Raw genomic sequence first — 25453 nt, 5'->3', positions numbered from 1 at the left:
GCCGGTAAAAATAAGAGTACCGCGGCTTCGTTTATTGAAACCGCCGTCAGTCTGGGGGATTTAGGCGTTGTGACTTCGTTGATTGAAACCGCTGACTGTGTGGGAATTTAGGCTTCGCGGCTTCACTTATTGAAGCCGCTGACAGACGGGAATTCAGGCGTCGCGCCAACGTTTAAACACCAGTGAGGTATTGATACCCCCGAAGGCAAAGTTGTTGGATTGAATATAATCGGTATCGATCGAGCGTGATTCGCCGATGATATAGTCCAGATCGCCACACTCTGCGGCGGGCTGCGTCAGATTCAGCGTGGGCGCAAACCACCCTTCTCGCATCATCTCAATGCTCATCCAGGCTTCCAGTGCACCACAAGCACCGAGCGTGTGACCAAAATAGCTTTTCAGCGAGGAGATTGGCGTGTCATTGCCAAAAATCGCCGCGGTGGCCTGACTTTCAGCGATGTCGCCGCGATCGGTGGCCGTGCCATGGGCGTTGATATAGCCAATCTGCTCCGGCGTCACACCCGCCGTTTTCAGCGCGCGTTCGATGCAGATCTGCATGGTTTCACGCTGCGGCTGGGTAATATGCGCCGCATCACAGTTGGTGTGGAAACCCACCAGTTCGGCGTAAATGGTGGCGCCGCGTGCCTGGGCATGCTCCAGTGATTCGAGGATCAAGGTTCCCGCGCCTTCGCCAATCACCAACCCATCGCGATGCTGATCAAAAGGTGACGGTGAAGAATGCGGTGCATCGTTGCGTTGGCTGGTGGCAAACAACGTGTCAAACACCGCCGCTTCGGAAGGACACAACTCTTCCGCACCGCCCGCCACCATCACGGTTTGATATCCATGGCGGATCGCTTCCCACGCATAGCCAATCGCCTGGCTGCCCGAGGTGCAGGCGCTGGAAGTCGGGATCACCCGGCCGCGCAGGCCAAAGAACAGCCCGGCGTTCACCGCCGTGGTATGCGGCATCATCTGCACATAGGTGGTGCCGGTAATGTTGTTGGTATGTTTTTCTGTCAGCATGGTGGCAAATTCACTGACCGGGCCGGTGCTGCCAGTAGATGAACCATAGGCAATACCGGTTTCCCCGCTGGTCAGCACCGGGTGATCGATCAAGCCGGCCTGTTCCAGCGCCAACTCGGTGGCGCGCGTCGCCATTAGCGACACTCGCCCCATCGAACGAATGCGTTTGCGCGTGTAGTGCGCAGGCAGTTCGAAGTTATCGACCGGGGCACCGAGCAAGGTGTGTAAGCCGTCGTAAATCTGCCATTCCGGCATTTTACGCACTGCATTTTGCCCCTGCTTAATGCGCGCAGCCACCGCTGGCCAGTTTTCACCAAAGGCAGTGACGCCCCCCATTCCGGTTACCACGACCCGCTGCATCACAGCATACCTCCATTAATTGAAATCACCTGACGCGTTACGTAGCCCGCAATATCCGACATCAAATAGCTGGCGAGCCCGGCGACTTCCTCAGCCGCGCCCATTCGTTTCATCGGGATGATTTTCAGCGCTTCGTCGATCACCATCGGCTCCAGATCCGTCATGCCGGTGTCAATCAAACCTGGCGCGATACAGTTCACGGTGATTTTGCGTTTTGCTAACTCGATGGCCAGCGCTTTGGTGGCACCAATAATCCCTGCCTTGGCCGCGCTGTAATTCACCTGACCGCGATTGCCCATGATACCGGACACCGAGGATAGGGTGACGATTCGGCCGCCTTTACGCAGACCAATCATCGGCATCACACAGGGATGAATCACGTTGTAGAAGCTGTCGAGGTTGGTGTGGATCACGCTGTCCCACTCATCTTCGGTCAGGGCCGGGAAAGCGCCGTCACGCGTAATACCGGCATTGTTCACTACGCCGTAATAGGCGCCGTGTTCGGCGATATCGTTTTCAATTGCCGTGCGTGTGGCTTCGCGATCGGCCACGTCAAACTGCAGAGTGCGCCCCACTCCGCCCGCATTCGTGATGTCCGCCAGCGTCTGTTGTGCACCCGCTGCATCACGGTGGTAATGCACCACCACGTTGAAACCATCCTGCGCCAGGCGAAGCGCAATGGCGCGGCCAATCCCTTTACTGGCGCCGGTCACTAATACGCTGCGCGTCATGCCTGCATCCCTTGTTGTAATTGGTTAAGTTCCTGTTCATCCGGCTGATAGGTATTCAGCCGACCGCTGGCAAGGACCGTATCCTGACTGCGGATCTCGCCTTCAAAGCTACCGAGCTTGTCGCCACGCATCAGCAGATGCATTTCCACCCGCAGCGTGCTGTCTGCGGCAAAGGTGGCAGCAGCGGCACGATAGCCGCGTCCCCCCAGTAACATGCCGGGGCGGATATTCCGATCGCCGCGCTGTCGGGCATGAAAGCCAGACCAGACGCCAACGGTCTGCGCCATGATCTCGACGCCAAACCACGCGGGCAGCTCGCCCTGCGCATTAAGAAACGGCGCGAGTACGCCCTGGTGGTTGATGGTCACTTCACACACCACACGCTCGTCGCTGACCTGAATCACGCGATCCAGCAGCAGCATCGGTGCACGGTGCGGCAGATAGTCGCCCACCGGCAGAAAATCAGTCATGAGGCTTTCCTACAATCAGGCAGGTGTTGTTCCCGCCAAAGGCAAAAGAGTTTGAGGCGATGATGGGACGCGCCAGCGGCTGTGGCAAAGTCAGCAGTCCGCAAACCGGCAGCGTGCTATCCAGGGTAGTGGCGCTAAAATCCTGCGCCGGTAACGCCAGATTCTGCTGCACGATGAGTGCCGCCAGCGCCGCCTCGGTCGCACCCGCCGCGCCGAGCGTGTGGCCCGTTAGGTGCTTAGTGGAACTACAGGGCACGCTATCGCCAAACAAACGATGAACCACGCCCGACTCGACCTGATCGTTGAGTGGTGTCGCGGTGCCGTGCAAATTAATGTAGCCGATATCCTGCGGCTGCAATTGGGCCTGCTTCAGCGCCATCTTCATCGCTTGCTCGGCGCCAATGCCTTCTGGATGCGGAGCCGACATATGCCAGGCGTCTGATGACTCACCCGCACCAAGCAGCGCCAGCGACTGCGGCTCACGCGTCAGCAGCAGCAGCGCCCCCGCTTCACCGATAGAAATACCGTCACGTTCTGCGCTGAACGGTGCACACTGGCGTTCGGATAACGAATCCAGGCTGGCAAAACCGTTTATTGGCATGCGGCTCAATGAATCCGCACCGCCCACCAGCGCCACATCCACCAGACCGGCCTCAATCAAGCGCTGTCCACTGATCAACGCGCGTGCACTGGAGGAACAGGCAGTAGAAATGGTGTACGCCGGGCCGTCCAGTTCAAGGTAGTGCGCCAGGAAACGCGACGGATCGCCCAACTCCTGCATGCGGTAATCGTAACCCGGTAAGCCTCTGTCAACCTGACGATCGCCTTCGTCCACGCCCGAGGTGCTGGTGCCCAGCACCACCGCGACACGTTCACCACCAAAGCGGGCAATCGCCGCATCCACGGCCGGACGGATCTGCGCCAGCGCCGCCAGCAGCAGCTGATTATTGCGCGTGTTATGCGTGGCAAATGCGGCGGGCACAGCTGGCAGTTCGCCCGGCACCTCGCCCAGCCAGCAGGTTTTACCTTGCTGCAACCAGCCTTCGCGCGGCTGCATGCCGGGTGCGTGGCCTGAGGTTAACTGCGCGGCAATCTGCTCCAATGAGTTGCCAAGCGCATTCACCATGCCAAACGCCGAAATGTAGATCATGACGATGCGTCCAGATGCTGGATTTGAATTTGATAACCGAAGGCGCGCTGATCGATGCTGATCGGTTCACGTACGGTTCCCCGTTGCAGGTAGCGAATCAACGTCACTACGTTACCGGCAGGATCGCGCAACTCACGACGATCGCCCTTGTCGATCAACTGCCAGCCTGGCGGCAACTGCGGCTGCCACGCACTCAGCGGCCAGTGGCTCAGCATGACATCTGCCAGCACCTGGCTGGCTGGCGGCATTTCGGGCAGCGCCATCATCTGCTGCGTATGAATCCCGTTTTTATCATAGGTCACACGGAACAAGCGAATGCCCAGCGAGGACAAACCCGCCAGGCTGATTTGCTGTGAATCGGCGCTCAGCAGCACCAGCAGTGACTGGGTTTTACCTTTGGCGTGGCCGGTCAGCAGTTGCTGCTGCTGAAACGCGGGTGAAATGCCCGGCGCAGGCAACGTGACGCGCACGCCCGGTTTCAGCCACGCGGTGGGCCGTTCGGATGGGCTGTCATGCTGCGCACAACCGCTTAACAGCAGGCTCAGCATCAACAACAAAGCACCTGTTTTCATCGTTGCTTCCTTTTCCCTGGTGCCAGCGCCAGCGGCGCTAACAAGAATGCACAAAAGATCCCGCTGCACAGTACCGTACCAAAACCACTGATCGCCGCTGTGCTGCTGAACACCAGCATGCCCAGCGTCAGCAGTGTGGTCATCATCGCCAGCGTGACGGCCAGCATAGAGGTCAGCGGCGTACCGCGCGGATTACTGAAGAACAGCGTGTAATTGATGCCGATGCCCAGCACCAGAATCAGCGCCAGCAAGGCAAATAAGTTCAGGCTGGCGCCAATCCAGCCTAACGTTGCCAGCGCTGCCGCCAGCGACAGCCAGGAAGGCAAGGCGCTGCGTAAACCCGCTTGCAGGCCAAGGCGCACGATGTAACTGACGGTGATCAGCAACAACGCCAGCGCCAACAGGCCACTCAGCAGCGTACGCCAGAAACGGAACAGTTCATCGTAGCTGGCTTTGCGATCGACCCAGCTCACGCCCGCCTGCTGCGTAGCTAAGTCCAATAACGCCACACTGTTTTTCACGCCATTGACCGGCACCAGCACACTGCTGCGTCCATCCGGCAGCGAGAGCCACAGCAAACGCCAGCCCTCACTCAGCGGACTTGCCAGCCAGTCATCGGCATTGACTGGCATCGCCGCAAGATCGGCATTGGCTAACGTGATTCCCGCCTGTTTTAACCGCGTCAGGATATTCGGCGCAGCCTGCTGCAACAGCTGCAGATCCTGCTGTTGCTGATCCAGCGAATTAAGCGGCAATACGCGATAACCCGCCATCCAGCCCTGCTGCTGCGCCAGTTGTAGCTTGGGTGTCAGTGCAATGAGACGCTGCAATGCCTGCTGCTCGTTATCCCCCCACACCACGAACCAGGTTTGGTCGGCCTGTTGTCCCGTGAGCTGTGCCAGTTGCCGATCCTGAGCCAGCAATTTAGCCGGAGCGCTCTGCAGATGAGCAATATCGTCATCGACGCGCAGCTGAATCATGCCGCTCAATGCATAGAGCGCCACCAGCAGTGGCAATCCGACTTTCAACAGCGTGTTGCGGCGCCATGCCGCTAACCAGCGCGCCAGCCACACCATACCGGGAATCGGTCGCACCGGCAGGCCACGCACCAGCCATGGATAAAAACAGATCACCGTCAGGCAAGATGCACTTAACCCGCTGGCGGCGAACACCGCCAGTTGGCGCAAACCGGGGAACGGTGCCAGCAGCATCAGCAACCAGGCAATCGCCGTGGTGCCCAGTGCCAGCAGTAACGTGGCGCGCACTTTATGCAGGCTTTGCCACGGCGTGTTTTGTTCGCCATGTACCATGCGTTCCGTCAGATAGTACAAGGTATAATCGGCAGAGATGCCGACAATGCTGAGGCTCATCACTAAAGTCGTGAGATGCAGCTCACCAAAACAGATCAAGGTCAGCACCGTACCCGCCATCGCGCCTATCGCCACCGAGAGCGCACACAGCGCCAGGGGCCGCAGCGAGCGGAACACCAGCCACACCAGCAGCAGCAAGCCGGCCAGTGTGACGCTGCCGAGCGTCTCGACATCATGCTGCGCGCGCTGGCTGGCATCATCGCTAAACAGCACTGTGCCACGCGTTAACAGCTGCGCATCTGGCCAGCGCGTTTTTAACTGCTGTTCAAGCTGGTTGAGGGCGGTCACCAACTGATGACTTTGCTGAATGCTAAAGGCATTGCTCGCCAGTTCACCGTGCAGGAAATACCAGCGGCGCTGCTGGGCGTCATTCACGGTTAACCAGCCGTTATGCAGTACCATTTTGCTGGCATTCTGCTGCAGTGCCAGCTGCGCGCCACGCACCAGCATCAGCGGATCGTTTTGAATTTCTTTACTGCTCACACCGGCAAACGCTGAAAACAGTTGCGCCAGAATCCAGTCGGCTTGTGCCGTACCGCCGTTTTGCAGACGGGCGCGCGTTAACGGATCGATCAGGCCGTTACGATGCTGGAAGGCGTAGGTGCCCCAACGCTGCATCTGGTCATCATCCAGCGCACCGCTCACCTGTTTCAGCATCGGCAGCGCCTGCAGCTGCGCTTGCCACCACTCTGCCGCTTCATCGCCGTGATCGTTATCGGCGCTCACCAGCCACACCAGCTGACGATCCAGCCGCTGCATAAAGCCTTGCTGGATTTCAGCGGGTGCCTGCCCCAGATTTTGTTGCGGCAGTAAAGCCAGCACGCTGCTGTTCAGCTGGCTGCGCGGCAACAGGATGGCCAGGGCCACCGCCAATGCCAGACAAACCGCCAGCCACAGCAGCGCAGCGGTTTTCTCACTGCGCTGGGGCAAAACGCGCTCGCTCTTCATCAGTCAGTTGTTTCGGCTTGGTGCGGGTATCACTTAAGGTGATGGCGGTTTTATCGCCCTGCTTATCATCCAGCGTAATGCTGTTAAGGAAGGCTGCACCTTGTAGATCGATGCGATTGAAGATTTTGTTCAGCGGTGCCGCCTTAGGCGTCAGGCTGAGCTGCCACTGGTCATTCCCTTTATCATGGAAATCGAGTTCAAAATTCTCGCGCAGCACCTTTTCGTCGGCCTGAAACAAGGCGCGCAGCAGATGATTGAACTGAAACATCTGCGGATTGCTGTCGGCGGTGATCACCTGCGGCAGCTGACCGCTCATGCTCTGCACCATGCGCTTATCATCGAGAATCAAGGTCATCACAAACGGCGTGGCCTGATGCCACCACAAACCTTGTTGCTGGGCGATTAATAACTGGCCACGCGACACCAGCGGCTGCGACATACCAGAAATGGTACGCACCTGCTCGAAGTTGGCGCGGATCACCGGCTGGCTGGCAAAACGCTGCTGCAGCTGATCCAACGTGATGGCCTGTGCGCTGGCACACAGCAACGTCAGCATCAGACAAAGAGTTCTGATCACGGTTTGACTCCCAGGCGTTCAAATAAAATATCGGGTGAAACGAAATTCATTTCCTGACTTGCCGCATCAACCGCCACCTGCAGCGTGTGTGCTTTGGTGGTGATCTGGCCCGCCACATTGCGGATGACATAATCGATACGCAGGCGGTTTTCGTATTCGGTAATGCGGGCTTCCACGCGGATCACCTCTTCACAGCGTAACGGCTGGCGATATTTGACACGCGTATCTACCACTGGCCAGACAAAACCGCTGGCGGTCATCTCACCGTAGCTGTAGTTGATGCTGCGCAGCAGCGCTTCACGCGCCACTTCAAAAAAGCGGAAATAGTTGCCGTGCCACACCACGCCCATCGGGTCGCAGTCGTGGAACGACACGGTTAATTCAACCTCAGCGCGCCAGATATGTTCACTCATCGCGGCTCTTCTCCTCTGGTAACGTCCAGAAATCGTAAAAGTTAAACCAGTCCAGCGGCGCCATCAGCGCATGCTGCTGCAGTCGTTCGGCATAGCGATCCACCGTGGCCTGCAGCGCCGCCTGTCGTTGGGCGCGCGGCAGCAGGATCGGATCGGCAAAGGGTTCACAATGCACTCGCAGTCTGCCCTGTTCCCGTAAGGCAAACATCAACAGCACCGGACAGCGTAAGGCGGCGGCCAGGACAAAAGGCCCCTGCGGAAACGGTGCCGGACGGCCCATAAATGCACTCCACACCACGCGGCGTTCGCCCCCGCGCTGACGATGCACGGCGGTACGATCGCCGACAATCGCCACCCATTCCCCGGCATCCAGTTTTTGCTGCAGCAGGATGGCCGTATCCGGGCCGATATCGGTGACCGGCATCAGATTCACCCCGGCCTGCGGTGCAATGCTCTCCAGCACCTCGCGAAAGCGCTGGGCGTTATCGGTAAACACCAGCGCATTGATCACCAGCCCACTGACCTGCTTTGCCATGGCGCGGCAGGCCTCGATATCACCCAGATGCGACGCGAGGATCAAATGTCCTTTGCCCTCCGCAGCACGGATGACCGCTTCGGCACCCGGCGCAAAATCAATATCGCGTCCCCACTGCACCTCTCCGCGCCAGCTGGCTACTTTGTCCAGCATGCTGTAACCAAAGCGCAGAAAGTGGCGATAGCTATTGATCGGCGTCCGCAGGGCAATCTGCTTTTTACTGGCTTCTGCCTGCACCCGCGTCAGCCATTGCTGAGAAGCGGTACGCGCCTCACGTCCGCTCAACCAGTAAACCGCCACCACCGGCCATAGCAACAGCACAAACGGCAGCCGCCCGGCGCGACGATACAACCACAGCATAAAACGCAACCCGCTCTGACCCCGACGTTCTGGCGTGGCGGCCCAGTGCTGCGCCGTTTTACCCCGGCTCAGTAACTGTGGGATGCGCGGCACCATGCCAAAGAACAGGCGCGTGTGCATCCATGAGATACGCAGGTTGTCGTGCAAGGCATCAAAATGTGACAGGCCACTTTCCGGATAGGTGACGCGCGTGCTGATAAAGCGGCTCGGCGTGCCCTGCCAGTAGAGTCGCACCATGATTTCGGTGTCGAAATCCATGCGCTGGCCAATCGGGTGGCGATCGCAGAGTGCCAATGAAGGTTGCAGCGGGTAGACGCGAAAACCGCACATGCTGTCTTTTAGCGAGAAGGAGAGCGTTTCAATCCACACCCAAAAATGGGTGATGTAACGGCCATACAAGCGGGATTTCGGAATGGAATCATCGTAAACAGGCTGGCCGGAGATCAGGCAATCGGGATGGCTTTCCGCTTCCGCCAGCATGCGCGGCGTGTCTTCCACCTGATGCTGACCATCCGCGTCGAGTTGTAGCGCGTGGCTGTATCCTGCTGCGGCGGCCCGGCGCATCCCGGCGATTACCGCCGCACCTTTGCCCTGATTAACCGGTAAGGTGAGGATATCCAGCTGTGGAGCCTCAAGGTCAGCGATCTGCTGCTGAGTCTGCGTATCACTGCCGTCATCGACGATAATCACCGGCAGATTAAAGGGAGCCAGCCGCGCCAGCACCGAGGCCAGCATGGCGCCGTGGTTGTAGCAGGGAATCAGCACACAGGGTTTGAAAGGCGCATTCAGCACAGGCGAATCTTCCCGCTGCTGGCAATCTCAATGCTGTCCGCGTAAATCAGGCTGTAGCTGAAGCTCAGCAGTGATTTGTCTTCCTGCCAGCTCAGCTGCAGCTCTAGCTCCGCATCAGGCGGCACCGGCTGCTGAAACTTGATGTTCTCAATTGAACGGAACTGTTTACCGATGGCCAGGCGTGACAGGCCGTAATGTAAAGCCCAGTCGAGCTGCGCCACGCCGGGTAAAATCGGTAAGGTCGGGAAGTGGCCGCGGAACCAAAACAGATCCGCGGCAGCATGCAGGCGCAGCGTCAGTGTTGCGCCCTGCTGCAGGGCGTTGAGTTCAACCGGCAACATCAAACAGTTCCTCAATTTGGGGCCAGGCGCGTTTACTCTGCGCCGTAACCGGAATCGCGTTGACGACACGCCAGTAACGCGGCATGGCGACTGGCTCCAGCCAGGGTTGTAGCGCGATTTTCCATTGTTTCTTGCGTTGGGTCAGCGTTGCGGCATCCAGCGTGTCCGGCAAAGCCAGCACCACGCCAATCGACTGGCGTCCGTGACGCTGAATCGCCAGAGCGGCCGCGTCTTCTACGCCGGGTAAGGCCAGCAGTCTTCGCTCGATCTCACTGAGTGAAACGCGCTTATCTTCTATCTTCACCACCCGATCCTGACGCCCCGCCAGCTGAAATACACCGGAGGGCTGTTGCACGATGCGATCGTCGAGCGGCCAACCTTCAGGGGTTTCCAGCAGCGCTGAAAACACCCGCCAGCCGGCTTCCTGCTGTACCAGCTTAACTTGGGGGAAACAGTGCCACGGGGCGTTTTCTTCCTGCGCACAGCGCCAGCCGATCACGCCGGTTTCGGTGCTGCCGTAAATCTCATCCACCGCACACTCAAAGGCGCGCTGAGCGTGCTGTGCATCAGCCCAGGGCAATGCCCCGCCAGCCGAAACAATCAGCGCACATGAAGGTGCATCCAGGGCAGAATCCAGGCGACGCAAAAAAGCCGGGCTACTGATAAAGGCATAGCGACGATCGCGACGCTGATCGGCGAGCTGTTCACCGTAAAAAATTTGCTGAGCGGCTAGTGGCAAGCTCAGCGCCATCGGCAACACAATGCGAAACGTCAGGCCATACAGATGTTGATGGCTCACTGACGCAATCACGTGGCATTGCTGCAGACGGTCGGCCCATAACGCTGCCAGCCATTGCGCTTCAAGATCGAGTGCACGCAGTGATTTCACCACGCGACGCGGCGTCCCGGTGGAACCGGAGGTGAATAGCACCAGTTCGGCATCTTCGGCGATGGCAGGCAGTTCGCCCAGCGCCAGTGCACCGTCCCAGCGCAATTGTGGCAGGGACACCGCCAGCGGCATATCGCTGATCACGCCATCCAATTGTTCTGCCATCTCTTCCAGCTGCGCGGCCCGACAATGTCCGGGGATCACCGGGGTTTTACCGGCGTGCCATAACGCCAGCAGCGCCGCCGTGAAGTGATAACTGTTATCGAAGCACAACGCCCAGTGCTGACCCGGCTGGCTTTGGAGTTTTTCCATTAACGCCAGCACCTGCTGACGCATCTCCGATAACCAATGCTGTTGCTGCCCTTGCCAGGCCACCACGCGATCCGGCGCAGCCAGCCAGTCGCGGATACTCACCACCTTCATGCCTTGTTCCTCATACGCTGACGCAGCAACCATTCGCCGCCCATCAGCGTGCCCATCAGCAGATAGCTGATGCACCCATTCCAGAGTGTCCACAGCGAGAGATCATTGAGCAGGCAAGTGACCAACGCCACGCTGCCATTAATAATGAAAAATCCACACCATACCTGTGTCACGCGCCGCGTATAGCGCACGGCTCGCGCGGGCAAATCCGCTTCACGCAGCCGCGCTAAACGCTCGACCAGCGGCATCGGGCTCCACAAAGATGTGCCAAACAGCAGCAGCATCAGCCCATTCACCACCACCGGATACCACAGCAACAAATGCTGACTGCGCAACAGCATGCTGGCGAGGCACAGTAAGGTCCCCACCAGCGCCAGCGACAGCATCACTCGCCCCATCGCGCCCTGCGCATGACGTAACTGCCAGATGCGCCAACCAAACAGCAGGGCTAACAGAGCAATCACGCCGCGCCATTGCGGATGGGTGACGGCAAGCCACACCAGAAACGGCCAGGCCAGCAGGGCCAGACCATTTATCAGGCGCAGAAAGGCTGGCATGCCGGAAATCAGGCTTCGTCGCGCATCAGTTGATCGACGGCATCCACCACATCCTGCACGGTGCGAACCGCACGGAAGGCTTCAGGTTTGATTTTTCGGCCGGTACGCTTTTGCAGGTGCACCACCATGTCCACCGCATCAATGCTGTCGAGTTCGAGATCTTCATACAGACGGGCATCCGGGCGGATATCATCGGCATCAATTTCAAACAGCGAGGTGAGCAGCGAGGCCACTTCCTGGTAAATTTCGTCTTTATTCATCATTTTGACTGTTCTCAGGCTTGCTGTTGTTCAACAAACGCGGCCAGCGTGGCCACGGAAAAAAAGTGCGCGCGTAAGGTTTCGCTTTCTGCAGAAAGCTGTACGCCGAAGCGATTTTTCACCGCCAGTCCCAGCTCAAGGGCATCGATTGAATCGAGTCCCAACCCTTCGCCAAACAAGGGGGCGTCGGTTTCTATATCGTCCGGGCTGATATCTTCCAGATTCAGCGTGTCGATAATCATCAGTTTGATGTCGTCAATCAGTGCTTGCATAACTTACTTTGTCTCTTCAGGGACCAGCGCCTGTTGCAGGTGACGCGTCAGGCGACGCGCGGCGAGCGGCTGCGCATCTTCTTCGGCTTCACTAAAGGCCTGGCTATCAATACGCGATTGTATGCGTACAGTAAAAACGGGTTTAACCAGCGGAATCTGATACCAGCGACTTTGCTTATCGAGCATACGCTGGGTGCAGCTAATATGTACCACGCGCAGATCGCATCCGGCACGCACCGCGATATTGGCGGCACCGCGTTGCAGCTTTAACGGTTCACCATAACGGGTACGCGTCCCTTCAGGAAAAATCAGGATGGTATCGCCGCGCGCTAAACGCTGCTGGCTATCGGGCAACAAGGTATCGGCTTCGCTGTTAATCAGGTAATCGGCACATTTGATGACGCCATTAAAAAAAATATTGTGCTGCAGTTCGGCTTTTACCAGACAATCCATTTCCGGAAGCACCGAAGCAATCATCACATAATCAATTAACGAAGGATGATTGGCGACAATCAGACAGCCGCGATCCTGGCGCAGTAGCTCCGCACCAATGATCCGATAATCGTAGACACCGACAAAGCGACAAAAGCGCAGGAAACAGCGGAAGCTCCAGGCAATGCTGCTGCGTGCAATCTGACGACGACGCAGGCCATCGCGCTGAATCAGCAACAGCAGGTTAAACCAGGTCACAGACAGCAGCAGACCGCCCACGCTGAACAGCGTAAAACTCACGGCAGTCATCACCAGTCGCCAGTAAAAGTTGCAGCCAGCACGCCAGCGCAGGGCTAACGAATTATCCGCCATGATGACGCTCCCAGTGCCACAGGTGACGTTTACCGGCAATCGTCATTCGTTCGTCACCTTGCAACATCGCCTGCAGGAATTGCAGACTTTGCGGCAAAGTCTCGGCTGCGGGGCGCGCGGGCTCTGCTGTGCAGCGCCACTCATTGCCAGATTGCAGCAACAAAGCCACCGCGTAAGGGGCGTTGAAGCGGTCAATTTCGGGTAGCCACGGCTGATAATAGGCAGGTACAACGCCGTCAAAATCCACCAGCAGCACCTGCGCGTAGCCCGCCTGATGCAAAGCCGCGACCTCAAGCAAACCCTGTTGAAAACTGTCCATGCCCGCTGAAATTGACGAAGAGACCAGCGGCTGTCGCGCCGCAATGGTTAAACTCCCCACCGCAGAGTTGTGTACGGACATGGCAAAATCGGTCGGAGAGAGCGCCTGCTGATCTTTTAACGCCGTGAGTATGCGCAGATTACGTTCCAGCTCACCGTGGCGGCTGGTAAACACAATGGCATCCACCGTTTGACGTGCCAGTAGCGCCAGCCCGCTTTCCACAGCCGCACGGCTGCCCGCACTCAGGCGGCGTGCAGTCATCATCGGCAAAAATTGGGGTTTGGCGATCGGTAGGGTGGCGTCCAACGCGGTTTGCTGTCCGGCCCAGTGCTGCCACTCATCGGCAGTGCTGTGACCTGGTGCAATCGCGTGCCAGTCAACCAGGGTGTAAGCGAGTTTCATACCTGTATTCTTTCTTCAGCCTCAGGGATGGTCAGATTTTCGCTGTGCGGCATCCCTTCCCTGCTTGCGTTCGAGTCCGTCATCCGTCTCATGCGAATGTCGCCGATTAACAAGGCGGGCACGTGGCCCGCCTGTTTTCTCTTTCGGCAGCGTTAGCGCTTTCTTTAAAACATTATGTCAGCGATCACGCATGGCGCTTATTTTACGGCCTGAACCGCAAGACGCGTCTGAATACCCTGGTTCAGATTCTGAATCCAGCGGTTGTAGTTACGATGGATCTGGCCACTGCCCGCTTTCAGATTGGTACTGCTCACGTAATCAATGCGGTAGCTGTTTGCAGCATAAGTGATGCGAATGTCGGCCGTATGACCGCGCTCGGACAGCTTACCGTTCATCACGCCTGGGCCTGCCGGGGAAATCACCCAGTGGTTGGCCGCACCGGCTTCAACAATGGCGCGCTGCATTTGACTATCCGTGTAGCTCTGCCCAACGGTCTGGCTCACGTTCTGAATGGGCGCGGTGCGCGGTGCGCAACCCGTCATTAATGCCGCTGTCACGATTAAGGCAAGCGCCGCTTTTTTATTCATCATTTCCTTTTTTTCCCCTGTCGTAGCCAATCACCACTAATGGCGACCGTGTGCGTAATTGAACTTGCACTGATCCGTTCAGACTTTGTAAAGCGCGCGAATAATACCACTATATGTAAAGACAAGTAAAAAAAAGCACGAATGACTTAAGCAGCGCCTCATTTCATAGCAAAAGCAGAAATTGCCGGGTTTACAGCGTAAAATCTGCCACAAAACCGGCTTGTGGCATGATGTTTAGCCCTGCCAGCCGCCGCCGAGCGATTGGTAAAGATCGATTTGTGCGAGCAACAGAGTGTTTTTCACTGAGACAATATTGAGCTGAGTGTTAAACAAGGTGCGCTGCGCGTCCAGTTCATCCAGATAAGAGGCATAACCGTTCTGATAACGATTACGTGCGATGCGGTATGCTTCTGTCACATAGCCTTCTTGCTTCTGCAATTCCGTCAGCTGTTCCTCACTGCGGCGAATGGCATCCAACGCGTTATCCACATCCGAAAAGGCACCGCGTACCACTTTCTCATAGCCATAAAGCGCCTGGTTACGTGCGGCCATCGCCACATCCACCTGCGCCGTCAGTGCTTCGCGGTTTAATAGCGGTGCGAGAATGCTGCCGCCAATGCTCCACAGGCGGAAGGGATTGTCGAGTAACTGATGCAGTTGAAAACTTTGCAGCGTGCCGGTCGCCGTCAGATTAAGTGAAGGCAATAAATCGGCCTGCGCCGAAGCCAGCGAGGCATCCGCGGCAATCAACTGACGCTGTGCCTGCACGATATCCGGGCGGCGGTTGAGCAGCTGAGACGGCAACAACGCCGGCAGCGTCTGCGGTTTGATATGGTCGAAGTTGCGGGTACGGGCAATCTCGCGCGGATTCATGCCCACCAGCACGCTGAGTGCATTCTCTTGTTGTTCGATTTGATGCAGTAACTGCGGCACCTGCGCTTTGGCGGTCTGATATTCCGATGCCGCCTGCATCCACTCCAGTCGTGAGGTATAGCCGGTTTCAAACTGGCGCTGCGCCAGATTTAACGAGTTTTCACGCGTGGCCAGCGTCGCTTCGGTGACACGCAATTGTTCGTCCAGCGCGCACAAACTGAGGTAACCGGAGGCCACCGAACTGGCCACCGTTAATTCAGCCGCGGAAGCTGCAGCACGCTGGGCATCCAGAGACGCTTGCGAGGCAAGAATGCTGTTGCTGCGACTGCCCCAGAGGTCCACGTCATAGTTTGCCTGCAGCAGTCCCTGGAAGACGGCATTCTCATACGGTTGCCCGGTTACTGCCGACAATGCGCGCTGGTGTGTGGCGGCAACCCCGGCGGATAGCGTGGGGAAATTATCCCCCTGCGCAGCACGCAATTGCGCGCGGTACTGATCGACCCGTGAACGGGCAATCAGGATATCGCTGTTATGTTGCAACGCCTGGTTCACTAAGCGGTTAAGGTTATCGTCGCCAAAGCGTTGCCACCACTGTGCTTCGGGTGCTGCCGATGGGCCAACCTGCTGGCGCCAACTGTCCGGGATCGGTAAGGATGATGGGGCCTTTTCCACTTCTGTCGCGCAGCCGCTGACCATCAACGTCATCAGCGAGGCGAGGATTAACCGCTTCATGGCGCATCCTTGTGCGGCTCTGCTGCAGTATCAATATTGACTTCAACCGACATGCCGGGACGCAATTCTTCAGTATCGCCGAGGATTTGAATACGTACCGGAATACGCTGTGCGATCTTCACAAAGTTACCGGTGGCATTGTCCGGTGAAATGGCACTGAATTCCGAACCGGCGGCGGGGGAAATAAATTCAACCCGGCCGTCAAAACGCTTGCCGTCCAGTGCATCAACCCGAATCGTCACGGGTAATCCTGGACGCACACGTGCCAGCTGTGTTTCTTTCAGATTGGCGATCACCCATTTGTTATCCGGCACCACTGATGTCAGGCGCGTGCCCGCCGTGACATAGGTCCCTTTACGCACCGACAATTGTCCCAGCTGTCCGCTGTCGGGCGCGATAATACGTGTATTGGCCAGATCGATATTGGCCAGTTCCAGCGCGGCTTTGGCACTGGCTACATCGCCTTCCAGGGAACCGCGATTCACGATGACCGTTTGTAAACTCTGCTGCGATACCGCAACCTGCGCATCTGTCTGGCGAAGTTGCGCTTGCGCCTGCGCGTTAGCGGCACGCGCCGCGTCACGTTCACGCACGGAGAGCGACCCATCGGCCGCCAGATTTTCTACACGCTTCAGGTCAAGGCTGCTTTTCAGCGCCTGGGCTTTGGCATTCTCCAGCGCAGCTTTATTGCTGAGAATATTGGCTTCCGCACTGCGGCGTTGCTGTTGGTTATTGTTTTGCGCAGCGATTTTCATATCCAGCTGCGCTTGCGCCTGATGCACGCGCTGGCGATAGATACGATCGTCAATGGTCATCAGTAACTGCCCTTTGGTGACCGGTTGTAAATCCACCACATTCACGTCGGTCAGATAGCCGCTGACCTGCGGGCTGATAAAGGTGACCTGCCCGCGCACATAGGCGTTCTCCGTTGACTGAATCGTGCTGGTAAACGGCCACAGCTGCCAGGCGTATAAAATCACCAATACGCCAACGATCACGATGCCGCTGCCGAAAGCGATGGAAAGAATGCGTCGGCGGTTGGCGCGTTCGCGCTCCGCAGCCTGAATATCGTCCTGTTGGCTCATGAATTCTCCGTCGGGTTTGAAGCTTGCTGACGCTGTTCCGTCAAATTATGGCGTGCCTGACGCCAGTTGATATAACGCAGCCGCGTCAATCGCCACAGCACCCACATCAGGGTGATCAGCGCCATCGCGGCAGTCAATAAATAGGTGTCGTTGTAGGCCAGCACGTTAGCCTGGAGTGTGGCCACAGCTTGTAGCTGGCTGCTGCTCTGCGCGCTGAGCAGAACGTTGTCGGGCAACTGGCTGCTAAACAGTGAACTGTATTGGCTGAGGCGCTCGATGACATTGGGATCAAGCTGTGACAGCTGATCGCCCAGCAGGCTGGAGTGGTACTTCTCCCGCCACGTCTGGAAGGTGCCGAGTATAGCCGAGCCAATCAGCCCGCCCAGATTTTGGCTCATGCCAAACAGCACCACAAAACTCACCAGATTTTTCGGCTGCGTCACCACACCGCCAATCCCTAACAGCATCGCGGGCGCGAGGAAGAACGCGCTGCTAAAGCCGAGTAAAAACTGACTGACATACAAATTGTTGCCGCGTGTCACTGGGCTGGATTGTGCATCCATGTACGAGGCGATGATCATCACCACCAGCGAGGTGACGATGGGCCAACTGAGATGCGTCGGTTTGATGGTCAATGCACTGGCGATCATGCCAAAAATCACCCCAGCGATAATCGCTAAAGCCAGGCCACGCATCTGGTCATTCAGCAGCCCAAGCTGTTGCAGGAAGCCCACCGCGCCGGTGTTTTGCTCGGCCAACACAATGCGCATCATGATCATCACAATGCCCAATCGCACAATCATGCCGTTACTCAGCCATCGGGTGTTAATCAGCGGATTCGTGCGGTTATGTTCCACCACCACTGCCGCAACAATCAGCACCAACGAAAGGGCTAATGAAATACCCAACCACGGCGTGGTAAACCACCACTCGATGCGGCCCAGCGATAGCACGCCGCACAGCAGTGCCATGCCGGGTGCCAGCAGGATAAAGGTGACAAAATCCATCTTTTCAAAGGTCTTGATACGATCGCCCGGCGGCAACTTCACCACCAAAACACAACCGAGCGCTATCATCGCCAGCCCTAACTCAAACAGATAAAGACCGCGCCACTCTTCCAGCTGGAGCAATTCGGTAGAGAACAAACGGGCGAGCGGGATCGCCAACTGCGATGCGGTGATGCCGATCACCAGGGCTTTGAGTCGGTGTTTCGCCGGCCAGGCCTGAATTTGGTAATAGATACCAAGGGAGCTTAGCGCCGCGCCCACCATCCCGTGAGCGGTGCGCACAATAATGGCGGAACTGAGATCGTTGGCCAGGATATGGAAGAACGCCACGATGACGTAAAGCACGAGAAAAGCTTCGGTAAACAGCCGCAGGCCAAACTGCTGACGAAATTTAACCAGCAGCAGGTTGATGGAAATGTTGCCCATCACGTAGACAGCCGGCAGCCAGGCAATCTCATTGCTGTAAGCGCCAAAGGTGCCCTGAAGATTGGTGAGATTGGCCGTCACCAGCGCATTACTGAGCGCGCCGGTGATGGAGATCAGCAGTCCAATAATGCCAAACGCCACGCGCTTTGAGGGCGAGTGGATTGGGGTGGAAGGTGAACCCGGCAGCATCGGTTTTTCATGAGGCAGCCATTCACGTTGTGCATAAGGATTGCGTTTTGCCACGATTAGATACTTCCCAGTCGAGCCAGCAGCTGTTGCAAAACCTTCTCGGTCACTGCCAGCGCTTCAGGATCGATGTCTGCCAGCAACTGTGCGCGCAAGCTGTCTGCCTGGGTTTTCACTTCAGCAAATGCGACGCTGCCCTGCTCGGTCAACACCAGCAGGCGTTTACGGCGATCCTCTTTCGGCTGCACGCGCGCCAGTAACTGCTGTTTTACCAGTCGATCTACCAGTGGCACCACGCTCGCTTCTTCTAATCCCAACAGTTGGGCCAGCGCTTTCTGGGTCGGCGGCTCCGTGGCCGTGGCCACTGTCGCGATGGCCATCCAGCTGCTCATACTTAAGCCACTCTCTTTAAGGCGACGATCGACTGCCAGCCGCCATGCATGTGCCGTAAGATGTAATAAACGCGAAAAAGGTTGCGGATAGTCACTCAAAACGTAGTAGCCTAATGATTAGAGACCTAACTAAACAAGTGCGTTATTATAAACAAAGTGTCAGCCTGATGAAAAGTTTGCTTAAATTAGCACTGTAGTTCGTGCGCCTCTGCCCTTCCACTCAGTTCTCAAATAGATACGGCCTGCCACAAAGCCTATCCCTGTACAGCTATTTTGTATAAGTTTCGCGTAAATCAAATTATTTAAATCACTGATAAATAATAATAAGCACAAATCCCTCAAAAATATCATTGTACAAGTTAGGGTTCATTGTATAAGTTTATTTCCCGTGAGCCAGCGACTGGCTCCGTAACGAATGATGCACTTTGCGTCGCCTCTGAAGGTGTTTTTGGATTTCCACCTTCAGAGGTGTCTTTTTTGCGTTGGTTGATGAGTTTGGGTCTTACGCGCCTGTCCGCGCGTAAGTTTTTTCATCATGGAACTGAAGGCCAGGTTGCCATCAGACCGATCTGAAGGGCTTCATACATGCAAAACGCCGCCACCAGCAGTGACGCTATCGCTGACTACTTTAAACTCGCCGGTAACAGCGACAGCACCGAGATGGAAGTTTTCGGGCAGATCATCGCTGAAATCCTGCAAGCCGGCATGCCGGTCACCAATAAAGCCATCATCGCTTCGCTGATTAATCGCCTTGAGATGGAAAATGATGTGATCCAACTGGATATTTATCGTCATCTTCTCGAACTGGTGGTTAACAAAACGCCTGACGATCTCTCGGTGTAATACCGGATTCCAGGGACGGACTCACTCTCTTCTTCGCTCTCCCGCTAGCTTCATCCCTCAATGCCCGCTAACATCATCCGCGTTTAGTGTCCAACTGGTTGCTGCCATGCCGTGACGGTATGCGCAAAATAATAAAAGAGCCTGCACATTTATGAGCCGATCTACAGAACACGCCCCTGCGGCGAACGATATTACCGTGGGCAGCGTTTTACGCTCGCCTGCGCTGCTTACCCGTGAGTGTCTGGCGGGAGTGATTACCGCACTGGCACTGATCCCGGAAGTGATCTCCTTTTCTGTTATTGCGGGTGTCGATCCCAAAGTGAGCCTTGTCGCCTCGGTGGTGCTGTGTCTGACCTTGTCGATTTTAGGTGGCCGCCCAGCCATGGTCACGGCAGCAGCGGGATCGGTGGCACTGGTGATTGGACCGATGGTGCACGCGCATGGGGTTGAATACATTCTTCCTGCGGTAATCCTCGGCGGTATCATTCAGATTATTTTTGGTCTTGCCGGGCTGTCCCGCATGATGCGCTATATTCCGCGTTCAGTGATGCTGGGCTTTGTGAATGCGTTGGGCATTCTGATTTTCTTCGCGCAGGTTCCCCACGTCTGGGGGCAATCGGGATTGGTATGGGTGCTGTTTGCCGTGACCCTGGCGATTGTGCTGCTGTTACCCAAAATCCTGAAAAGCGTCCCGTCACCGCTGGTCGCCATTGTCGTCGTCACCGGGGTGGCGTTGTTGCTGGGTTATCGCGTGCCTAACGTTGGCGATGAAGGGCCAATGAGTTCAGGCTTGCCCGGATTTACCACGCTGCTGGTGCCGTTTAATTTACAGACGTTACAGATTGTCTGGCCTACCGCGCTGAGTATCGCCTTCGTGGGTTTGATGGAATCTCTGCTCACCGCCAAACTGGTGGACGATATTACCGATACGCCTTCAGGTAAGCGCCGCGAGTCCTGGGCACTGGGTGTCGGTAATATTTTGGCCGGTTTTTATGGCGGTATCGCTGGCTGTGCCATGATCGGTCAGACCATTGTTAACGTTGAGCTGGGCAAAGCACGCACGCGCATCTCAACCATTGCGGCAGGTATTGTGCTGTTGCTGCTGGTCACCGGACTGAGTCAGATCATGGCGCAGATTCCTATGGTGGTCCTCGCGGCCATCATGATGGTGGTCGCAGTGAAAACTGTTAACTGGCACAGCCTGCAACCCGCCACGCTAAAACGTATGCCGTGGTCAGAAACCTCGGTGATGGCCCTGACGGTTGTGGTCACCGTTTGGATTGGCAACCTGGCGCTGGGCGTATTGATTGGCGTCATCCTCGCCATGATGCTGTTTGCACGTCGTATTGCCCATGTTATCCATGCTTAACGCAAGTTAAGCGATGACGGTGAACAGGTCTATTACACGGTGCGCGGCCCGCTGTTCTTTGGCAGCAGCAATGATTTATTCGAACATTTCGTTTACGGCCACGATCCGAAAGTCGTCACCATTGACCTGACGCATGCACAAATCTGGGATGCATCCAGCGTCGCGGCACTGGATGCCATTGAATACCGCTATCAACGTCACGGTGCAACAGTCACCGTCATCGGACTGGATAACCGCAGTAGCGATTTCCGCGATCGCCTGAGCGGTAATCTGGGGTGATGATTTTAATGAGGTGAGTCTGAGTCACTTCATCCAGAATGATGATTCTCTGAGCTGTCATCTCCAACGAGCTGACAGCTTTTTTATGTGCTTGAGTCAGCGAGAGATCAACTACGCTTAGGAGGCAACGCTGGGTTGCCCGAAGAAAGGACGTTATTGATGAAGCATTTTTTCGCTGGGATGATGATTATCACTTGTCTGGCAACGTTAATAGGCTGCCAGCAATCCGACAGGCCAATTGGGCCAGATGGACGCCCCAACGTGCCCACCGAGCAGCCTATTCCGGGCGGGCCGATGAGCAAAGGGCCTGTGGGGCAACCGCAAGCTTAAGGTTAATCGTGCCCGAGAGCCGTTGAGCCGTTGAGCCGTTGAGCCGTTGAGCCGTTGAGCCGTTAATATCGTGGATTGATACTGAAATGGGTATTCGGAAGTGAATTACAGGCACAAAAAAACCGCCCTTGGGCGGTCACGACATTACTGCATATTGCTTTGATTTTATTTGGTTTTAGCGACTACTAAATATGGTACCCGGGGCGGGACTTGAACCCGCACAGCCATAAGCCGAGGGATTTTAAATCCCTTGTGTCTACCGATTTCACCACCCGGGCAGGGTGTAAATTGGAGGCGCGTCCCGGAGTCGAACCGAGGTAGACGGATTTGCAATCCGTTGCATGGCCACTCTGCCAACGCGCCTTTATTCTGATGTGTCATCCGTTAACAACGGAGGACTAAATTTGGAGCGGGAAACGAGACTCGAACTCGCGACCCCGACCTTGGCAAGGTCGTGCTCTACCAACTGAGCTATTCCCGCAATTCACCGAACTCGCTGATTTTATTCAGCTTCTTGCAGACTCGCTGCCGTTCGATGCGATGCATTCTACTTATCTGACGCAATGAGTCAATAGAATTATCCACACAGCGCGTCCGTTTGCTGCTTTTTAAATCGCATCGATCAGCTATCGAGCAGATCACCGCGTGCGGCGCTTAAATATTGGAACATTGACCAGAAGGTCAGCACCGCGGCGATATAAAGTGCCACCACGCCCACGCCCACTACGGTTGCGTCTGGACGCCACAGCAAGGCGAACAGGGAGAACATCTGCGCCGTGGTTTTCACTTTGCCAATCCAGGAAACCGCCACGCTGCTGCGCTTACCAATCTCCGCCATCCACTCACGTAAGGCTGAGATAATAATTTCGCGCGCAATCATGGTCGCTGCCGGTAAGGTAATCCACCAGGCGTGGAAATACTCGGCGACCAGTACCAACGCAATGGCCACCATCACTTTGTCAGCCACGGGATCGAGGAAAGCGCCAAAACGCGTAGTTTGCTTCCAGCGGCGGGCAAGAAAACCATCAAACCAGTCAGTCACGGCGGCAACGACAAAGATCAATGCAGTGGCAAATGGTGCCCATTGAAAAGGCAGATAAAATGCCAGCACAAAGAATGGAATCAGTACAACTCGAAACAGGGTAAGACACGTCGGAATGTTAAATTGCATATGCCAGTAACTGTCTGGTGTGAGTAGAATTTAACGTATGTTCCTACATTGCCCCCCCTGTTTCAATGCTAGTGTTTCAGCGAGTAGTAGATTTTTTCCGCCAGCGCGAAGGAAATCCCCGGCACTTTAGCAATCTCATCCACGCTGGCATTCATCAGGGGTTGCAGGCCCCCCATGTACTTAAGTAGCTGTTGACGCCGTTTTGGCCCTACCCCTTCAATGCTTTCCAGCGCACTGGTGTTCTTCACTTTGGCGCGTTTTTTCCGGTGCCCCGAAATTGCATGATTGTGAGAGTCATCACGAATATGTTGAATCACATGCAGTGCAGGCGAGTCCGGCGGCAACGAAACGCCCTCGCCTTCCGCTTCAAAGAACAGCGTTTCCAGGCCCGCTTTACGGTCAGTGCCTTTTGCCACGCCCAGCAGAATGGGATGATCTTTATCCCAGGGCACATCCAGCTCTGCGAACACCTGTTTCGCCTGTGCCAGCTGGCCTTTACCGCCATCGATGATAATCACATCAGGGATTTTGTCCTCCTCCAGCGCTTTACCATAACGACGACGTAATACCTGGTTCATCGCGGCGTAATCGTCGCCGGGCGTGATGCCTTCAATGTTATAGCGGCGGTAATCCGAACGCAGCGGTCCATCGCGGTTAAAGACCACACACGAAGCTATCGTCTGCTCACCCATGGTGTGACTGATGTCGAAACACTCCATGCGCTTGATGCTGTCGAGTTCGAGAAAGACGGCCAGCGCCGCTAGTCGCTGCTGAATAGTGGAGTGCTGAGACAGTTTAGTTGTCAAAGCGGTGGCAGCATTGGTGCGCGCCAGTTTAAGGTAGCGTGCCCGATCGCCGCGCGGTTTGCTTTGAATATTGACCTTGCGGCCGGCCAATTCACTTAAGGAATCGGCCAGCAACTCACGTTCGGGCAGACTGAAGTCCAGCAGAATATCAGCTGGCAAAGTGCGTGCTTCGCTCCCCTGCAGATAAAACTGGCCGACAAAGGTTTGCACCACTTCGGTGAGATCGGTATCAGCAGGTACTTTCGGGAAATAACTGCGGCTACCCAGCACTTTGCCCTGCCGAATAAACAGCACGTGCAGACAAGCCATACCGGCGTCGAATGCCACCCCCATCACATCAAGGTCATCCCCCTGATTGGAGACAAACTGCTTCTCTGTGACGCGTCGTACCGCCTGAATCTGATCGCGCAGACGCGCCGCTTCTTCGAAGCGCAATCCATAGCTGGCCTCTTCCATGCGTTTGACCAGCTGGTTGATTACTTGATCATCTTTACCGGCGAGAAACAGCCGCACGTAATCGGTTTGCTGCGCATACTCATCTTCGCTGACCAAACCCGCTACACACGGCCCAAGGCAACGGCCAATCTGATATTGCAAACAGGGGCGAGAGCGGTTGCGATAAACACTGTTTTCACACTGTCGAATCGGGAACACTTTCTGCAACAGCGCCAGGGTTTCACGCACCGCATAGCCATTAGGGAAAGGCCCAAAGTATTCCCCTTTCGCGTGTTTGGCACCACGATGCATCGCCAGTCGCGGATGCGCGTCTGCACTCAGAAATATATAGGGATAGGATTTATCATCACGCAGCAGCACGTTATAGCGAGGCTGATAGAGCTTGATGTAATTGTGTTCAAGCAGCAACGCTTCGGTTTCGGTATGCGTCACCGTCACGTCGATGTTTTGGATGTTACTGACCAGGACTTCGGTTTTTCGGCTGCCCACCTGAGTGCGGAAATAACTGGTCAGGCGCTTTTTGAGGTCTTTCGCTTTACCGACATAGATCACCGTGCCTGTCGCGTCATACATGCGGTAGACGCCGGGCTGACTGGTCACGGTGCTTAGAAAGGCTTTGGAATTGAAAACGTCACTCACTACTGATTAACGGCTCCGCATTATAGAGACCATGTCGAATGGCCAGATGCGTTAACTCTACGTCGCCACTGATGTTCAACTTACTGAACATGCGATAACGGTAACTGTTAACGGTTTTCGGGCTGAGATTAAGCTGCTCGGAAATTTCCGTCACCTTTTGCCCTCGGGTGATCATCAGCATAATCTGCAATTCCCTTTCCGACAAACAGCTAAAGGGCGATTCGGCTTTTTGCGGCTCGATTTGGCTAAGCGCCATTTGCTGCGCAATATCTGATGCGATATAGCGCTGGCCTGAGTGCACCGAACGAATCGCACTCACCACTTCCTGCGGGGCCGCACCTTTGCTCAGATAACCCGCCGCACCGGCTTGCATTACTTTTGCCGGCAGCGGATTTTCGGTATGGATGGTCAGCATAATAATGCGGATGTCAGGATTGAAGCGCACAATTTTTCGCGTGGCCTCCAGACCGCCGATGCCCGGCATATTCATGTCCATCAGCACCACGTCGACCGGATTGCTGCGGCACCATTTCACCGCGTCTTCACCACAAGCCACTTCCCCGGCAATTACCAATCCCTTCATATCTTCCAGTATGCGGCGAATACCGGCGCGTACCAGTTCATGGTCATCAACAAGAAGCAGACTGATCAACGGGACTTACTCCGCAGGTTAGTGAGGGGAAAAATATATTTCAGGAGGG

General features: G+C 56.1%; 25 protein-coding genes, 3 tRNA genes and 1 pseudogene. 2 read left to right on the top strand and 27 right to left on the bottom strand.

Going from position 1 to position 25453, the window contains the following annotated elements:
• Positions 1-153: 153 nt before the first annotated feature.
• The 21 genes from FD737_RS00960 to FD737_RS00860 form a co-directional block, all read right to left on the bottom strand.
• Positions 154-1386 (bottom strand): beta-ketoacyl-ACP synthase, encoded by a 1233-nt coding sequence (locus FD737_RS00960; RefSeq protein WP_058959612.1) that lies wholly within the window; start codon positions 1384-1386, stop codon positions 154-156.
• Complete coding sequence (locus tag FD737_RS00955) at positions 1386-2117, bottom strand: 3-ketoacyl-ACP reductase FabG2 (RefSeq protein WP_034820202.1); 732 nt, start codon at positions 2115-2117, stop codon at positions 1386-1388. The genes FD737_RS00960 and FD737_RS00955 overlap by 1 nt, the downstream gene beginning before the upstream one ends.
• The gene (locus FD737_RS00950; protein WP_160832477.1) at positions 2114-2587 is read right to left on the bottom strand and encodes a hotdog family protein; all 474 of its coding nucleotides are present in this window, start codon (positions 2585-2587) and stop codon (positions 2114-2116) included. The genes FD737_RS00955 and FD737_RS00950 overlap by 4 nt, the downstream gene beginning before the upstream one ends.
• Positions 2580-3737, bottom strand: a complete 1158-nt coding sequence (locus tag FD737_RS00945; RefSeq protein ID WP_160832476.1) for a beta-ketoacyl-[acyl-carrier-protein] synthase family protein — start codon at positions 3735-3737, stop codon at positions 2580-2582. Before FD737_RS00945 ends, FD737_RS00950 begins: the two co-directional genes overlap by 8 nt.
• Positions 3734-4309 (bottom strand): DUF3261 domain-containing protein, encoded by a 576-nt coding sequence (locus FD737_RS00940; RefSeq protein ID WP_097119592.1) that lies wholly within the window; start codon positions 4307-4309, stop codon positions 3734-3736. The genes FD737_RS00945 and FD737_RS00940 overlap by 4 nt, the downstream gene beginning before the upstream one ends.
• On the bottom strand, positions 4306-6627 hold the full coding sequence (locus tag FD737_RS00935; RefSeq protein WP_160832475.1) for an MMPL family transporter: 2322 nt from the start codon (positions 6625-6627) through the stop codon (positions 4306-4308). The genes FD737_RS00940 and FD737_RS00935 overlap by 4 nt, the downstream gene beginning before the upstream one ends.
• The gene (locus FD737_RS00930) at positions 6593-7204 is read right to left on the bottom strand and encodes an outer membrane lipoprotein carrier protein LolA (RefSeq protein ID WP_097119590.1); all 612 of its coding nucleotides are present in this window, start codon (positions 7202-7204) and stop codon (positions 6593-6595) included. The genes FD737_RS00935 and FD737_RS00930 overlap by 35 nt, the downstream gene beginning before the upstream one ends.
• Positions 7201-7617 (bottom strand): thioesterase family protein, encoded by a 417-nt coding sequence (locus tag FD737_RS00925; RefSeq protein WP_097119589.1) that lies wholly within the window; start codon positions 7615-7617, stop codon positions 7201-7203. The genes FD737_RS00930 and FD737_RS00925 overlap by 4 nt, the downstream gene beginning before the upstream one ends.
• Positions 7610-9304, bottom strand: coding sequence for a glycosyltransferase family 2 protein (locus tag FD737_RS00920; RefSeq protein WP_160832474.1), 1695 nt, complete (start codon positions 9302-9304; stop codon positions 7610-7612). The genes FD737_RS00925 and FD737_RS00920 overlap by 8 nt, the downstream gene beginning before the upstream one ends.
• On the bottom strand, positions 9298-9645 hold the full coding sequence (locus tag FD737_RS00915; protein ID WP_160832473.1) for a hydroxymyristoyl-ACP dehydratase: 348 nt from the start codon (positions 9643-9645) through the stop codon (positions 9298-9300). Before FD737_RS00915 ends, FD737_RS00920 begins: the two co-directional genes overlap by 7 nt.
• Complete coding sequence (locus FD737_RS00910) at positions 9632-10957, bottom strand: AMP-binding protein (protein ID WP_160832472.1); 1326 nt, start codon at positions 10955-10957, stop codon at positions 9632-9634. Before FD737_RS00910 ends, FD737_RS00915 begins: the two co-directional genes overlap by 14 nt.
• Entirely contained in the window at positions 10954-11514 is a 561-nt protein-coding gene (locus FD737_RS00905; RefSeq protein WP_160832471.1) for a hypothetical protein, read from the bottom strand. Before FD737_RS00905 ends, FD737_RS00910 begins: the two co-directional genes overlap by 4 nt.
• 8 nt (positions 11515-11522) lie before the next feature.
• A complete protein-coding gene (locus tag FD737_RS00900) occupies positions 11523-11777 on the bottom strand; it encodes an acyl carrier protein (RefSeq protein ID WP_034820249.1) in 255 nt (84 codons plus the stop codon).
• An 11-nt stretch (positions 11778-11788) separates the two neighbouring features.
• A complete protein-coding gene (locus FD737_RS00895) occupies positions 11789-12046 on the bottom strand; it encodes a phosphopantetheine-binding protein (RefSeq protein ID WP_034820252.1) in 258 nt (85 codons plus the stop codon).
• A gap of 3 nt (positions 12047-12049) precedes the next feature.
• Positions 12050-12850, bottom strand: a complete 801-nt coding sequence (locus tag FD737_RS00890; protein WP_160832470.1) for a 1-acyl-sn-glycerol-3-phosphate acyltransferase — start codon at positions 12848-12850, stop codon at positions 12050-12052.
• Complete coding sequence (locus FD737_RS00885) at positions 12840-13571, bottom strand: beta-ketoacyl synthase chain length factor (RefSeq protein WP_097119583.1); 732 nt, start codon at positions 13569-13571, stop codon at positions 12840-12842. The genes FD737_RS00890 and FD737_RS00885 overlap by 11 nt, the downstream gene beginning before the upstream one ends.
• Positions 13572-13768: 197 nt before the next feature.
• On the bottom strand, positions 13769-14161 hold the full coding sequence (locus FD737_RS00880) for a hypothetical protein (RefSeq protein ID WP_097119582.1): 393 nt from the start codon (positions 14159-14161) through the stop codon (positions 13769-13771).
• A gap of 231 nt (positions 14162-14392) precedes the next feature.
• Positions 14393-15763 (bottom strand): efflux transporter outer membrane subunit, encoded by a 1371-nt coding sequence (locus FD737_RS00875; RefSeq protein ID WP_160832469.1) that lies wholly within the window; start codon positions 15761-15763, stop codon positions 14393-14395.
• On the bottom strand, positions 15760-16848 hold the full coding sequence (locus FD737_RS00870; protein WP_160832468.1) for an HlyD family secretion protein: 1089 nt from the start codon (positions 16846-16848) through the stop codon (positions 15760-15762). Before FD737_RS00870 ends, FD737_RS00875 begins: the two co-directional genes overlap by 4 nt.
• Positions 16845-18524, bottom strand: a complete 1680-nt coding sequence (locus tag FD737_RS00865) for an MFS transporter (protein ID WP_160832467.1) — start codon at positions 18522-18524, stop codon at positions 16845-16847. Before FD737_RS00865 ends, FD737_RS00870 begins: the two co-directional genes overlap by 4 nt.
• Positions 18525-18526: 2 nt before the next feature.
• The gene (locus FD737_RS00860; RefSeq protein WP_034820286.1) at positions 18527-18958 is read right to left on the bottom strand and encodes a MarR family winged helix-turn-helix transcriptional regulator; all 432 of its coding nucleotides are present in this window, start codon (positions 18956-18958) and stop codon (positions 18527-18529) included.
• A 486-nt stretch (positions 18959-19444) separates the two neighbouring features.
• Between FD737_RS00860 and FD737_RS00855 the strand changes: the two genes are divergently transcribed.
• Positions 19445-19702 (top strand): biofilm/acid-resistance regulator YmgB/AriR, encoded by a 258-nt coding sequence (locus tag FD737_RS00855; RefSeq protein ID WP_097119577.1) that lies wholly within the window; start codon positions 19445-19447, stop codon positions 19700-19702.
• A 151-nt stretch (positions 19703-19853) separates the two neighbouring features.
• Positions 19854-21350 (top strand): annotated as a pseudogene (locus FD737_RS00850) (SulP family inorganic anion transporter).
• A 522-nt stretch (positions 21351-21872) separates the two neighbouring features.
• Here FD737_RS00850 and FD737_RS00845 read toward each other — a convergent pair.
• The 6 genes from FD737_RS00845 to uvrY form a co-directional block, all read right to left on the bottom strand.
• A tRNA-Leu gene (locus FD737_RS00845) sits at positions 21873-21958 on the bottom strand.
• An 11-nt stretch (positions 21959-21969) separates the two neighbouring features.
• Positions 21970-22043, bottom strand: a tRNA-Cys gene (locus FD737_RS00840).
• 42 nt (positions 22044-22085) lie between these two features.
• Positions 22086-22161 (bottom strand) — tRNA-Gly (locus FD737_RS00835).
• 141 nt (positions 22162-22302) lie between these two features.
• Positions 22303-22851, bottom strand: coding sequence for a CDP-diacylglycerol--glycerol-3-phosphate 3-phosphatidyltransferase (gene pgsA, locus FD737_RS00830; RefSeq protein WP_034820295.1), 549 nt, complete (start codon positions 22849-22851; stop codon positions 22303-22305).
• Between the two features lie 68 nt (positions 22852-22919).
• Positions 22920-24752, bottom strand: a complete 1833-nt coding sequence (uvrC, locus tag FD737_RS00825) for an excinuclease ABC subunit UvrC (RefSeq protein WP_034820298.1) — start codon at positions 24750-24752, stop codon at positions 22920-22922.
• The gene (gene uvrY, locus FD737_RS00820; RefSeq protein WP_034820300.1) at positions 24745-25404 is read right to left on the bottom strand and encodes a UvrY/SirA/GacA family response regulator transcription factor; all 660 of its coding nucleotides are present in this window, start codon (positions 25402-25404) and stop codon (positions 24745-24747) included. The genes uvrC and uvrY overlap by 8 nt, the downstream gene beginning before the upstream one ends.
• Positions 25405-25453: the final 49 nt, after the last annotated feature.

Source organism: Pantoea sp. Seng (genome assembly GCF_009829935.1).
In the GTDB taxonomy this organism is placed as follows: Bacteria; Pseudomonadota; Gammaproteobacteria; order Enterobacterales; family Enterobacteriaceae; genus Pantoea; species Pantoea communis.
The sequence above is the reverse complement of the archived record's forward strand: the minus strand, read 5'-3'. Positions and strand labels throughout refer to the sequence as shown.

What these genes read in the sequence shown, in the direction of transcription:
- FD737_RS00945 (WP_160832476.1), bottom strand. Translation starts at nt 3,737, where the DNA reads ATGATCTACATTTCGGCGTTTGGCATGGTGAATGCGCTTGGCAACTCA.
- FD737_RS00940 (WP_097119592.1), bottom strand. Translation starts at nt 4,309, where the DNA reads ATGAAAACAGGTGCTTTGTTGTTGATGCTGAGCCTGCTGTTAAGCGGT.
- FD737_RS00905 (WP_160832471.1), bottom strand. Translation starts at nt 11,514, where the DNA reads ATGCCAGCCTTTCTGCGCCTGATAAATGGTCTGGCCCTGCTGGCCTGG.
- FD737_RS00950 (WP_160832477.1), bottom strand. Translation starts at nt 2,587, where the DNA reads ATGACTGATTTTCTGCCGGTGGGCGACTATCTGCCGCACCGTGCACCG.
- FD737_RS00870 (WP_160832468.1), bottom strand. Translation starts at nt 16,848, where the DNA reads ATGAGCCAACAGGACGATATTCAGGCTGCGGAGCGCGAACGCGCCAAC.
- FD737_RS00895 (WP_034820252.1), bottom strand. Translation starts at nt 12,046, where the DNA reads ATGCAAGCACTGATTGACGACATCAAACTGATGATTATCGACACGCTG.
- FD737_RS00915 (WP_160832473.1), bottom strand. Translation starts at nt 9,645, where the DNA reads ATGTTGCCGGTTGAACTCAACGCCCTGCAGCAGGGCGCAACACTGACG.
- FD737_RS00885 (WP_097119583.1), bottom strand. Translation starts at nt 13,571, where the DNA reads ATGAAACTCGCTTACACCCTGGTTGACTGGCACGCGATTGCACCAGGT.
- FD737_RS00925 (WP_097119589.1), bottom strand. Translation starts at nt 7,617, where the DNA reads ATGAGTGAACATATCTGGCGCGCTGAGGTTGAATTAACCGTGTCGTTC.
- FD737_RS00855 (WP_097119577.1), top strand. Translation starts at nt 19,445, where the DNA reads ATGCAAAACGCCGCCACCAGCAGTGACGCTATCGCTGACTACTTTAAA.
- FD737_RS00960 (WP_058959612.1), bottom strand. Translation starts at nt 1,386, where the DNA reads ATGCAGCGGGTCGTGGTAACCGGAATGGGGGGCGTCACTGCCTTTGGT.
- FD737_RS00935 (WP_160832475.1), bottom strand. Translation starts at nt 6,627, where the DNA reads ATGAAGAGCGAGCGCGTTTTGCCCCAGCGCAGTGAGAAAACCGCTGCG.
- FD737_RS00880 (WP_097119582.1), bottom strand. Translation starts at nt 14,161, where the DNA reads ATGATGAATAAAAAAGCGGCGCTTGCCTTAATCGTGACAGCGGCATTA.
- pgsA (WP_034820295.1), bottom strand. Translation starts at nt 22,851, where the DNA reads ATGCAATTTAACATTCCGACGTGTCTTACCCTGTTTCGAGTTGTACTG.
- FD737_RS00890 (WP_160832470.1), bottom strand. Translation starts at nt 12,850, where the DNA reads ATGGCGGATAATTCGTTAGCCCTGCGCTGGCGTGCTGGCTGCAACTTT.
- FD737_RS00900 (WP_034820249.1), bottom strand. Translation starts at nt 11,777, where the DNA reads ATGATGAATAAAGACGAAATTTACCAGGAAGTGGCCTCGCTGCTCACC.
- FD737_RS00910 (WP_160832472.1), bottom strand. Translation starts at nt 10,957, where the DNA reads ATGAAGGTGGTGAGTATCCGCGACTGGCTGGCTGCGCCGGATCGCGTG.
- FD737_RS00955 (WP_034820202.1), bottom strand. Translation starts at nt 2,117, where the DNA reads ATGACGCGCAGCGTATTAGTGACCGGCGCCAGTAAAGGGATTGGCCGC.
- FD737_RS00875 (WP_160832469.1), bottom strand. Translation starts at nt 15,763, where the DNA reads ATGAAGCGGTTAATCCTCGCCTCGCTGATGACGTTGATGGTCAGCGGC.